The organism is Dolichospermum circinale AWQC131C, from assembly GCF_000426905.1.
Taxonomy (GTDB): Bacteria; Cyanobacteriota; Cyanobacteriia; order Cyanobacteriales; family Nostocaceae; genus Dolichospermum; species Dolichospermum circinale.
The window spans coordinates 83,474-93,416 of record NZ_KE384594.1 but is presented as its reverse complement, the minus strand read 5'-3'; the positions used below and the strand labels follow the sequence as shown (position 1 = coordinate 93,416).

General features: G+C 37.1%; 11 protein-coding genes. 7 read left to right on the top strand and 4 right to left on the bottom strand.

The window, feature by feature from the left end; translation table 11 throughout:
- The 4 genes from ACIR131C_RS26570 to ACIR131C_RS0104490 all read left to right on the top strand — a co-directional run.
- The coding region (locus ACIR131C_RS26570) for a hypothetical protein (protein WP_231395386.1) at positions 1 to 210 on the top strand (210 nt) is incomplete at its 5' end.
- A gap of 68 nt (positions 211 to 278) precedes the next feature.
- Complete coding sequence (glyQ, locus tag ACIR131C_RS0104500) at positions 279 to 1,157, top strand: glycine--tRNA ligase subunit alpha (protein ID WP_028089236.1); 879 nt, start codon at positions 279 to 281, stop codon at positions 1,155 to 1,157.
- 257 nt (positions 1,158 to 1,414) lie between these two features.
- The gene (locus tag ACIR131C_RS0104495) at positions 1,415 to 1,894 is read left to right on the top strand and encodes a DUF4079 domain-containing protein (protein WP_028089235.1); all 480 of its coding nucleotides are present in this window, start codon (positions 1,415 to 1,417) and stop codon (positions 1,892 to 1,894) included.
- Between the two features lie 94 nt (positions 1,895 to 1,988).
- Positions 1,989 to 4,343 carry a ComEC/Rec2 family competence protein gene (locus ACIR131C_RS0104490; protein ID WP_028089234.1) on the top strand — a complete coding sequence of 785 codons (2,355 nt, stop codon included), beginning with the start codon at positions 1,989 to 1,991 and terminating at the stop codon, positions 4,341 to 4,343.
- Positions 4,344 to 4,459: 116 nt separating this feature from the next.
- On the opposite strand, the gene ACIR131C_RS0104485 is transcribed toward ACIR131C_RS0104490, so the two are convergent.
- Together ACIR131C_RS0104485 and era are read right to left on the bottom strand one after the other, a co-directional pair.
- On the bottom strand, positions 4,460 to 4,933 hold the full coding sequence (locus ACIR131C_RS0104485) for a TspO/MBR family protein (protein ID WP_028089233.1): 474 nt from the start codon (positions 4,931 to 4,933) through the stop codon (positions 4,460 to 4,462).
- Between the two features lie 41 nt (positions 4,934 to 4,974).
- Positions 4,975 to 5,949, bottom strand: a complete 975-nt coding sequence (gene era, locus ACIR131C_RS0104480; protein ID WP_028089232.1) for a GTPase Era — start codon at positions 5,947 to 5,949, stop codon at positions 4,975 to 4,977.
- A gap of 343 nt (positions 5,950 to 6,292) precedes the next feature.
- On the opposite strand from era, the gene rfbC reads away from it, so the two are divergent.
- Genes rfbC through ACIR131C_RS0104465 form a run of 3 tightly spaced genes read left to right on the top strand, consistent with a single transcriptional unit; the run spans position 6,293 to position 8,794 of the window.
- Positions 6,293 to 6,838, top strand: coding sequence for a dTDP-4-dehydrorhamnose 3,5-epimerase (gene rfbC, locus ACIR131C_RS0104475; RefSeq protein ID WP_028089231.1), 546 nt, complete (start codon positions 6,293 to 6,295; stop codon positions 6,836 to 6,838).
- On the top strand, positions 6,831 to 7,721 hold the full coding sequence (gene rfbD / locus ACIR131C_RS0104470; RefSeq protein WP_028089230.1) for a dTDP-4-dehydrorhamnose reductase: 891 nt from the start codon (positions 6,831 to 6,833) through the stop codon (positions 7,719 to 7,721). Before rfbC ends, rfbD begins: the two co-directional genes overlap by 8 nt.
- Complete coding sequence (locus ACIR131C_RS0104465) at positions 7,718 to 8,794, top strand: glucose-1-phosphate thymidylyltransferase (protein ID WP_028089229.1); 1,077 nt, start codon at positions 7,718 to 7,720, stop codon at positions 8,792 to 8,794. Before rfbD ends, ACIR131C_RS0104465 begins: the two co-directional genes overlap by 4 nt.
- Before the next feature lie 246 nt (positions 8,795 to 9,040).
- On the opposite strand, the gene ACIR131C_RS0104460 is transcribed toward ACIR131C_RS0104465, so the two are convergent.
- Together ACIR131C_RS0104460 and ACIR131C_RS0104455 are read right to left on the bottom strand one after the other, a co-directional pair.
- A complete protein-coding gene (locus tag ACIR131C_RS0104460) occupies positions 9,041 to 9,358 on the bottom strand; it encodes a helix-turn-helix domain-containing protein (protein ID WP_028089228.1) in 318 nt (105 codons plus the stop codon).
- A gap of 17 nt (positions 9,359 to 9,375) precedes the next feature.
- Positions 9,376 to 9,756, bottom strand: a complete 381-nt coding sequence (locus ACIR131C_RS0104455) for a type II toxin-antitoxin system RelE/ParE family toxin (protein ID WP_231395385.1) — start codon at positions 9,754 to 9,756, stop codon at positions 9,376 to 9,378.
- Between the last annotated feature and the right edge of the window lie 187 nt (positions 9,757 to 9,943).

Genomic DNA, 9,943 nt, shown 5'->3' with positions numbered 1-9,943 from the left:
TTTTTACAACCACGGTCAGGTTATTTCTTTTCTGACGCAGGGTACTTGTCGTATTCTGGCTTTCAAACTATAATATTTTCAAGGTTCGGTGCGCTGTTTGGCGTTGCCTCTCTTGGCTTGGCTCTCCAGCACTTATTCAATATATCTAATCTATTTGGGTTTGTCAACTACTTTTTCCATCTTTTTGGAAAAAATTTTTTATTGCCCTGAAACCTGCTCACAGTGCTGGTTTTAGTCCACAATGGGTTAGAAATTGTTGACTAAAGGAAGAGTAGATAGTGAATTTCCAGTCTGTAATAGCGATATTGCATGAGTTTTGGGGACAGCGTGGCTGTTTAATTGCCCAACCCTACGATATGGAGAAGGGTGCGGGGACTAAGAATCCCCATACGTTTTTAAGGGCTTTGGGACCTGAACCTTGGGCTGTTGCCTATGTTGAGCCTTGTCGTCGGCCTACAGATGGCCGTTATGGTGAAAATCCCAATCGCTTTCAGCATTATTATCAATATCAAGTGTTGATTAAGCCGTCACCGGATGATATCCAGGAGATTTATCTTGATTCTTTGCGGGCTTTGGGGATTTGTCCTGAAGATCACGATGTTCGCTTTGTGGAGGATAATTGGGAGGATGCGACGGTGGGCGCTTGGGGTACTGGTTGGGAAGTGTGGTTAGATGGGATGGAAATTACCCAATTTACATATTTCCAGCAATGTGGTGGCATTGATTGTCGTCCTGTGTCCATTGAGATTACTTATGGTTTGGAGCGGTTGGTGATGTACCTTCAGCAAGTGGAGGCTATTACTAAGATTCAATGGACTGATAATATTACTTATGGTGATGTTCATCTTCAGGGTGAGATTGAACAGTGTACTTATAATTTTGAAGCGTCCAATCCTGAAATGTTGCTGACGCTGTTTGGTTTATATGAGCAGGAAGCTACTCAATTAACAGAACGAGGATTGGTTTTACCTAGTTTAGACTATGTGATTAAGTGTTCTCACGCTTTTAATTTGCTGGATGCTAGGGGAGTAATTTCGGTGACGGAACGAACTCGTTACATTACTAGAATTCGGCATTTGGCAAGAAAGGTGGCTCATTTATATGTTGAACAAAGGGAAAAGTTGGGTTTTCCGTTGCTGAAAAGTACCGTAAGTTGATCAATAATGATCCGTATTGATCATAAAATTTTGTAATCCCCCCTGCACAGCTATGGTGTACACACAAGTCGGAAATAATTGCCTATTGGTTGCTATCATACCCCATCCCTAGTCTCTCCGCGCAAGCGAGGAGGGGAACTGGATAATAGATAGATCCTTTTTCGTAGCTGAAAACTATCTTTGGGTAAGGATGTGTATATACGGTGGCTGGATAGAGGGGGGATGAAAAAGTTAATGTTAAAACAGTGGTGTGTAAGATGGTAAATGTCAGTGCAGTTTTAGAACCAATTGCCGGTTGGTTTCGTTCTCTGGGTGTTCCTGAACCGATTGTACATTGGGGACATCCAGTAATGATGGGAATTGTGATTTTTGTGGTGGGAACTTTTGTGGGTGTGACAGGTTGGCGCGGTAAGTTGTTAGTAGATAAAGATACAGCAATTCAAAGCCGTGCGGCTCACCGTCAATTAGCTCCCTGGTTGTTTTTATTTTTAGCTGGTGGGTATATCGGCGGAGTTTTATCATTAGTGATGCAGCAAAAACCGCTGTTTGCAAGTCCTCATTTCTGGACTGGTTCGCTGGTGTTAATACTGTTGTTAATTAATGGTGTGATTTCTCTAAGTGGATTTTTTGGGGATAAAGCTGGGTTGCGTGTAGTTCATGCTTATTTGGGGACTATAGCACTAGGGGTTATGTTTGTTCATGCCGTTTTAGGGTTTAATTTGGGTATTTCTTTATAATTTTCTGATTGCCAAAGTTACCAAAGATGAATTATTTGTGTAAAAAGCAAATTAAATTTTAATCTCCTGGGTGCTTTGGCATTTATTGTGATTTATGATGCAAACGAGTGGAATAATTATCTGTCTTAGTTATATTTTGGGTTTGCTATTTACCGCAATTCCCTGGGGTGGTGTCTGGATTTTATTTCTGGGTGTGGTTGGGGCGGTGTTATTTCGCCGAATATATGTTAATTTAATAAAATTTGCTCTTAAAAAAGGTGCGACTGTTAGCAAAACAAATCCAGTTCCTAATAACTGGACAAATATTCCCCATCCTAGTGTGTGGTTAATAGCTGGTGTGGTGGGTTTGTTGGCTACTTTTTATTTTAATTTGCGATTACCTCAACCGGGAATAAAAGATATTAGTCGCTTTGTGGCTAGTGATAAAATTAATATTGAACAGTCAGTGATTGTGCGAGGGTTGGTGGATAGTAATCCTCGCTTAACTCGCAGTCAAAAAGGACAATTTTGGTTAGCAGCGACTCAGTTAGATGAGTTACAAAATAATCAAGTTTCTGGGGGGAATCCCAGGGAGGTAACTGGTAGGTTATACGTGACTGTACCGATACTTCAGTCTACTGGTTTATATCCTGGACAAGAAATTGCGGTGACAGGATTTTTGTATAAACCAACAGCAGCGTTAAATCCCGGTGGTTTTGATTTTCAGAAATATCTGCGACAGGAGGAGACTTTTGCGGGTTTAGCAGGAAGACAGATTAATATTCTCGATGATCAGCGTCCTTGGGGATGGTGGCAAGTTCGTGAGAAAATCGGGAGATCACAAGCTCGTCTATTAGGTGTTCCTGAAGGTCCTCTTGTCAGTTCCATGGTTTTAGGTGCTAAGGCTATTGATTTACCCTATGATATCCGTGATTTATTTGTGAGGACTGGTTTGGCTCATGCTTTGGCTGCTTCTGGTTTTCAAACTTCTTTAATTTTAGGTGTAATTTTACAACTAACTAAAGGTACAAATAAAGCGATCCAGATCGCTCTGGGTGGCTTGGGACTAACTAGTTTTTTGTTTTTAGCCGGTTTTGAACCTGCGGTATTAAGAGCCGTCATTATGGGCTTTGCAGCTTTACTAGGTTTGGCTTTAGAAAAAGGTGTGAAACAGTTGGGATCTTTGTTAATAGCCGCAACATTATTATTAATATTTAATCCTTTGTGGATTTGGAATTTAGGTTTTCAATTGAGTTTTTTAGCTACTTTAGGATTAATTGTTACCGCACCAGCAATAGATAAACGTTTAGATTGGCTACCACCAACAATTAGTTCTTTAATTTCTGCACCTTTAGCAGCAACAATTTGGACTTTACCCCGATTGCTAGAATTTGCTTGTGTAATTATAGTTTATAGTGTGCCTCTTAATATTCTGACGACACCATTTATTTCTATCATTAGTCTTGGAGGAATGATTAGCGGTTTGGTAAGTTTAATTTCACCAGATTTAGGAGGTATTTTAGCGGGTTTTTTATATTATCCTACCCATTGGTTAATTCAACTGGTGGAATTTTTTGATCATTTACCGGGAAGTCAGATACCTGTTGGTAGTATATCAATTTGGCAAATGTTGACTATCTATCTTTTAATTATTTTACCTTTGTTAGTAACATGGTGGCAGAAACGCTGGTGGTTTGCAGGTTTTATTGTGGTCGGTTTGGTGCTTTTTCCCCTTTGGTATTCTCATGATAATTTGCTAAGAATTACTTTATTAGAAACCAGGACTGAACCTGTTTTAGTAATTCAAGATCGAGGAAATATTGCGATAGTTAATGGAGGAAATGAAGGTACGGGGAGATTTACAATTCTGCCATTTTTAAGACAGCAAGGGATAAATCAAGTTAATTTGGCTGTAGCTAGTAAGTTTTCTGGTCATAGTTATGATCCTTGGTTGGAAATTATGCAAGATATACCAATTAAAAATTTCTATGAATATACTCCAAATTTAGAAGACAATATCGCAACTCAATTACTACAGCAACAACTCCAGAAAAAACAAGGAATCTATCAAAGTTTAGTAGTTGGTCAACCGATAAATAATTCGACGATTATCGCACAATTAATTAATGAGCAGATACCAATTTTAAAATTACAAATTTTTAATCAAAACTGGTTATTGGTCGGTAATATTAAATCCCAACAAATTCAAGAATTAGTTAAAAGTGGAGATTTGTCTTCTCCCCAAGTTTTATGGTGTCCATCAGAATCTTTACAAGATCTAATTTTAGCACTTAAACCCCAAATAGCTATCACTCCTGCTAATAGTCTAGATAGTAAAACATTATCTTCTTTAAGTAAAGGACAAACGAAGCTCTTTTTTACTGGTAAAGATGGTGCAGTTCAATGGACACCAAATGGGGATTTTCAATCTTTTATTCAAACAACAGAAAATAAATCTTCTGTTTTGTAATATGCGGTTTTTTCGTGCCAAAATACAAAGGAGCAAAGACGCAAAGGAAGAAAGGGATAAAACCTATTGTCAACAGTTGAAAGTCAAATATCATCAAGACTTTCAACTTTCGGGATTTAAGCATCTTGAGGATTAAGACGACTCATTTCCCATGTGGTGTATGTACCTATAGGACTCCACAGTAAATAAGGTAATAATAGTAATGCTGACCAGGTTGATACTGGTAAAACTGCTAATGTAATTAACAAACAAATCAGCAGTCCTGTACCACCGATAATTGTCCCAACTATGAGACTGCGAAAATGTAACATTACAGGGGTGTAAGCTATGGTAAATATTTCTAGAAGTAGGTATAAACCCATCATTAAGCGTGTTGTATAGGTATTTGGGCTGTGTTCCCAAATGATGTAAGCTGACCAAGCGCCACAAGTAAATATTACTGTCCAAATCAGGGGAATTACTGATTCAAATGTTAACCATCGAGGTCTTTGTAGTTGTCGAAACCATTGACTCTGGTTGGGTGTCATCCAGTTACCAGCAAAACCTACTAAGAATGCTATAATGCCAATTATCATCCAAGATTTAATCATAACTGCCTTGGTGCTGACTTTTACAATAAGTAGTTTATCACTTATTCCTCGACACGATAACCTAGTTCGGCTAACCGCACCCGTGAATGTCGCCATTTAGGTTGTACTTTGACAAATAATTCTAGATAAACTTTCCCCGCAATTAGCTTTTGAATTTGTTCTCTAGCTGCACTACCAACAGATTTTAGCATTGTTCCCCCTTTACCAATGAGAATACCTTTTTGCGAATCTCTCTCAACATGAATAGTGGCAAGAACGCGGGTAATTTTCGGGGTTTCTTCGACTAAATCAATGGCTATGGCTACGGAATGGGGAACTTCTTGACGAGTTAGTAATAATATCTGTTCTCTAATCAATTCACCCATAATAAACCGTTCTGGCTGGTCTGTAACTAAATCCGGGGGATAATAAAATGGTCCTGGTTCGAGGTGACTAATTAATAAATCTTGTAGTTGTAATAATTCCGCACCAGTTTTAGCGGAAAATTTCGCAGTTTCCCATTGATAAGTATTGGCTAATTGAATATAACTCTCATTTATTTTTTGAGCATCTTCCGGTTGTTGATCAATTTTATTAATTCCTAAAATTACGGGTGTTTGACTATGAGTTAATAATTCTGCAACATAGCGATCGCCTGCGCCACAGGCAACCGTACCATCAACTACAAATAATACAACATCTACTGATTCAATGGCAATTTTCGCATTTTTTACCAGCACTTCCCCTAATTGATGATGTGGTTTATGAATACCAGGTGTATCTACGAAGATCAACTGGGCGGTTTCTGTAGTTAAAATACCTCTTAAACGATTGCGAGTAGTTTGGGCTGTGGGGGAAGTAATGGCTATTTTTTGTCCAACTAATTCATTCATTAACGTGGATTTACCGACATTAGGACGACCGATAATACCGATAAAACCCGATTTAAATCCAGCAGGTGCTTGGGGAATGATCACACTACCGAAATCAGTAATAATATTATTATCAATATGAGACGCTTGTGATTCTACTTGCATTGTTTACAGTTATGATCAATAGATGATTTTGATGGAAATTCTCTTGAAGAATAGAGATATATCAATTATTGCATATTTATGGAAATAACAAGAAAGGATAAATCAAAATTTGGCCTTGCTGATTAAATATATGAATATGTCTCACCGAAGGGTGCAAAGATGCAAGTAATCAGGTTGTTGTTAAACTTTAATTGTGAAATTAACATTTTGTGCTATTATCTAATAGTTTTGAGAAAAAATAGGACTAAAGTTCTGACTACAAGTTAGAAAATTATAGCAGTTAGCTGAGTCATAAAAAAATAATACTTATTTATTAATTAGCAAACTAGTAAAATCGAAAACAATGAAAACTATTCCTACGGAAATACCAGAGATTATCTTGATTGAAACGCCAATCTTCCAAGACTCACGGGGCTTTTTTTTGGAATCCTATAACGAAAAAATATTCACAGAAAAACTGGGAATTACAGCCAAATTTGTTCAAGATAATCACTCAAAATCGGAAGAAAGCGTGTTGCGAGGATTACATTATCAAATTATCCAACCCCAAGGTAAATTAGTTCGCGTTATTGCTGGTAAAATCTTTGATGTGGCTGTGGATATTAGAAAAAAATCTCCCACATTTGGACAATGGGTAGGTTACGAACTCAGTGCTGAAGATAAACGCCAAATGTGGATACCACCAGGTTTTGCTCATGGCTTTCTCGTACTTTCAGAAATGGCAGAAGTGATATACAAAACTACAGATTATTATGCACCGGGAAGCGATCGCGCTATAATTTGGAATGATGCAGATTTAGCTATAAATTGGCCTCTGACGACACCACCGATTTTATCAGCTAAAGATAGTAATGCTCCAACTTTTAAAGAAGCGGAAGTTTATGAATAAATCAATATTATTAATAGGTAGTAACGGACAAGTTGGAACAGAACTAAAAAATACCCTTTCATCTAACTATAAAGTTATTGCTTATGCACGTCCCGAAATAGACTTAAATCAACCTGAAAATCTCCGTCAAATTATCAAAGAAACCCACCCGGAAATAATTATCAACGCTGCTGCTTATACAGCAGTAGACAAAGCCGAAAGCGAACCAGAAATAGCTAATACTGTCAATGCTATAGCCACGCAAATTATCGCCGAAGAAAGCCAAAAACTAGGAAGTTTCTTAATTCATCTTTCCACAGATTACGTATTTAGTGGTAATCACAATTATCCCTATCAAGAAACTGATATTCCTAATCCATTAAGTGTCTATGGAAAGACAAAATTAGCGGGAGAAATAGCAATTCAAAAAACTTGTCCCCATCATCATATAATTATCCGTACAGCTTGGGTTTATGGGACTTATGGAAAAAGCAATTTTGTGAAAACGATGTTACGACTTGGTAAAGAAAAACCGGAAATTAGGGTAGTTACAGATCAAATTGGAAGTCCTACTTGGTCTCAAGATATAGCTTTGACAATATCCCAAATTATCCCCCAATTAACAGCAGAAATTACTGGAATTTATCACTATACAAATAGTGGTGTTGCGAGTTGGTATGACTTTGCTATAGCAATTTTTGAAGAATCTGAAAAACTAGGCTTCCCTGTGAAAATTGAAAAGATCATTCCTATTACCACTCCCGAATATCCCACACCAGCAAAACGTCCCGCTTACTCCATTTTAGCTTGTGATAAGATATCTAGAATCTTGGGAACTTATCCTCTCCATTGGCGACAAAGACTAAGATTAATGTTAAAAGAATTACAAGGAAAATCTTTATGAAAGGATTAATTTTATCCGGTGGAAAAGGCACAAGATTACGCCCCTTAACTTATACCGGAGCAAAACAACTTGTCCCCGTTGCTAATAAACCAATTTTATGGTACGGAATTGAAGAAATGGCTGGGGCGGGAATTAGGGATATTGGTATTATTATCAGTCCAGAAACAGGAGAAGAAGTCAAAAATAAAACGGGAAATGGCGACAAATTTGGTGTGAATATCACCTATATTTTACAAGAACAACCGGCAGGATTAGCCCATGCTGTCCAGGTGGCGCGGCCTTTTTTAAAGGATTCGCCATTTGTGATGTATTTGGGAGATAACTTAATTCAACAAGGGGACTTAAGTTCATTTTTGGATAAATTTAGCCAACAAGAACCAGATGCTTTAATTCTGTTGCGTAAAGTCCCAAATCCTAGTGCCTTTGGTGTAGCGAAGGTAGATGAAAAAGGTAAGGTATTACAATTAATTGAAAAGCCAAAAGTTCCCCCGTCAAATTTAGCATTGGTAGGAGTTTATTTCTTTTTGGCGACTATCCATGATGCAATTTCTCAAATTAAACCTTCAGCGAGAGGAGAGTTAGAAATTACGGATGCTATTCAATGTTTAATAGATCAAAAAAAAGAAGTTTTAGCTTATAATCTTGATGGTTGGTGGTTAGATACAGGGAAAAAAGATGATTTATTAGAAGCTAACAGGCTGATTCTTGATACCTATTTAACAAAATCAATTTTAGGCGACATTGATAGTAAAACTCAGATTATTGGTAGGGTAGAAATTGGTGCTAAATCTAAAATTATCAACTGTACAATTCGCGGTCCTGTGGTAATTGGTAATAATTGTTATTTAGAGAACTGTTTTATTGGTCCTTATAGTAGCATTGCGGATAATTCAACCCTGATAGAAACGGATTTAGAACATAGTGTAGTTTTAGAAGGTGCTAAAATTACGGGTATTCAGCAGCGGATTATTGATAGTTTAATTGGACAACGCGCCCAATTAAGTATCGCCCCTCGTCGTCCTAAAGCATTACGTTTTTTAATTGGTGATGATTCGCAAATTGAATTGACTTAAAGAAAATAGGTATCATTCTAGACACTGTATTAATATTCCATAAAAAGGCCGGTTTTAGCAATACTATAAATACCTTGCTACAACTGGCTTTTATATCAATATTTTCTGTCATGATTATTTCTTTTTATCTTTAGGACTTACGCACAAGTTACTAAAGACGAACCACGCCAGATCACAGAGGAATGAGAGTTTGAGATCGAGTAAATATCTACCATTCATCAAAGTCAACCTTTTCACAAGCACAAATTAAACTACTATTATCCGTGCATCATCTCTAGATTTAGCTTTGACTGTAATTTCTACATCAATTCCCAAAGTATTGAGAAATCTAAACATTCTTTCTAGAGAAAACCCTGCAAGTCTTCCTCTCATTAAAGCAGAAACTTTTGGTTGATCAATTCCTAATAATTCAGCCGCTTCTGCTTGTGTAATATGACGTGCAATGATAGCATTACTGATTTTTCGTGCTAGTTCTGCTTTTACTAGCATTTCATCTGGGTTGGGTAGACCTAAATCAGCAAATACGTTACCGCTACTGGTTTTTACTTCAATCTTTTCTGTCATGATTATTTCCTTTTCTCTTACTGATAAACTTGCTTATAATGCTGTTTTGCTCTTTCAAGTCTTGCTTCAATTAAATCAATATCTTGCTTCGGTGTAGCAATACCATGTTTTGATTTTTTCTGGAAAACATGAAGCACATAAACTGCTTTTGGTAGTTTCACAGTATAAATAGCTCGATAGGTGTCTCCATCAAAATCTTCTACAACCTCTAATACAGTCGCTCCTTTAAATCCCTTCAAAGGTTTGGTATGAGGATGTTTATCACCAACTTGAGCTAAATACAGAGCATATCCTATTTCCCCTTTTACCTCTTCAGGAAACTCTTTTAGGTCTTCTAGGGAACTTCCTACCCATTCGAGGGGTTTTATCTGTTCTGTTTCCAATTGCTTTACTTGCACCCTTTATATGCTAAATCTAGCATATTTTATCAAGACTGTAGTAACAAGTCTTTTATTTATACATTTTTGTGGCTTTGCGTGAGCAATTGACAAAAAAGTAGTAGTATTATGGTTAACTACAAAAAATCCTCACAAGTACCACCAAGTGAGGACATTAACCAAAATTATTCAAATCGAAATGAACTCC

Coding starts and splice junctions, on each gene's coding strand:
- ACIR131C_RS0104465 (WP_028089229.1), top strand. CDS start 7,718: ATGAAAGGATTAATTTTATCCGGTGGAAAAGGCACAAGATTACGCCCC.
- rfbC (WP_028089231.1), top strand. CDS start 6,293: ATGAAAACTATTCCTACGGAAATACCAGAGATTATCTTGATTGAAACG.
- ACIR131C_RS0104460 (WP_028089228.1), bottom strand. CDS start 9,358: ATGACAGAAAAGATTGAAGTAAAAACCAGTAGCGGTAACGTATTTGCT.
- ACIR131C_RS0104490 (WP_028089234.1), top strand. CDS start 1,989: ATGATGCAAACGAGTGGAATAATTATCTGTCTTAGTTATATTTTGGGT.
- ACIR131C_RS0104485 (WP_028089233.1), bottom strand. CDS start 4,933: ATGATTAAATCTTGGATGATAATTGGCATTATAGCATTCTTAGTAGGT.
- rfbD (WP_028089230.1), top strand. CDS start 6,831: ATGAATAAATCAATATTATTAATAGGTAGTAACGGACAAGTTGGAACA.
- ACIR131C_RS0104495 (WP_028089235.1), top strand. CDS start 1,415: ATGGTAAATGTCAGTGCAGTTTTAGAACCAATTGCCGGTTGGTTTCGT.
- era (WP_028089232.1), bottom strand. CDS start 5,949: ATGCAAGTAGAATCACAAGCGTCTCATATTGATAATAATATTATTACT.